Source organism: Acinetobacter sp. GN11 (assembly GCF_054823985.1).
In genome coordinates this window covers 1-1,136 of record NZ_JRVL01000286.1, presented here as the reverse complement: position 1 = coordinate 1,136, position 1,136 = coordinate 1, and the positions used below count along the sequence as shown (strand labels likewise).

Sequence of the window (1,136 nt, the reverse complement as noted above, 5' to 3'; positions counted from 1 at the left end):
TTTATTGTTGATATGATTTTTTAGTCGTAACGATCTAAAGGCTAAACCTATAAATGTTTAAACCGTTTTAAAGACCAGTTAAGCGGTATGGATAGAGAGAGCTTGGCAAAGGCCAAAAAATAAGAAGAAATAGTATGCATAGAGGACTCCTCATGTCTAAAGAAGTTCTACCGAATTACTGTCAAATAATTATGGTGGCAGAACGAGAGAAGGTTGACAGACTGGTTAGACGCCAGCACACCCAAGGGTGTCCCTCTCCCGTCCTACCGCAACGGGAGGAGACGAGGAGCTTACACACAAAACTATTCCTCAGAAGGAATAATTCTGATGCAGTCTAAATCAGCCTGTCAAAGCCGGCTGACAATGTAGGTCAGCAGGCAAAGGATAATCGGCAGGGTTTAGAGTGTCAATGTGATATTGGCTAGAAATTGGTTAAATAATTATTGTTTTTCATTTAATTAGATACTTTGATTAAATATGTTAGCTAACTTAAAAAGCAAAATTATATATTATGTTCTTTGTTATCCCAGATTTATTTTCCCCTACCTTAAAAATTGCTTTTTATAAGTTCTATTTCTTCACTTGAGATATTAGTTAACTGTATTGATGATAGTTCATTGTTAGAGTTTACACCAAAATATATTCCCTCATTATTAAAGTAATACATTGATTTTTCAATATTTAAAAAAGTTAACTCTAAATAATCTAAACCTACAACCAATTGTAGTTCATAATTAAAATCATCTTTGAATATGCTTGAATAATCCTCATATATTACATTCCAACCTGAGATATCAAACTTAGGTAAGAAATTTTCAACTGGAAATGAATTTTTAAAATTATAGTTAGTCTTCAATATGTTATTAGAATTTATCGATACTAAAGTAATATTAATTACTTCCCCCTTATTACTTAGTCCTAGTTCAAATAAGGATGTTTGTCCATTTCCACATCGCCAATATATATCAGCCAACTTATTTTCAGAAAACTCAATAGAAAAAGGAACATATTCATCGATACTAATCAATGCATGTTTAGGTTGTTGCTTATCAAGCATAACTAACATACTTCATCCTTATTGATTTAATAGCTAATTTTTATCTTCAGATCTGTATAAAATATCATAAATTAAGCTG

At 31.4% G+C, this 1,136-nt stretch carries 1 protein-coding gene; it reads right to left on the bottom strand.

What is annotated here, in order from left to right; genetic code table 11:
* Positions 1-547 precede the first annotated feature (547 nt).
* Positions 548-1,066 (bottom strand): acetyltransferase, encoded by a 519-nt coding sequence (locus NL42_RS18375; protein ID WP_461313844.1) that lies wholly within the window; start codon positions 1,064-1,066, stop codon positions 548-550.
* Positions 1,067-1,136 lie beyond the last annotated feature (70 nt).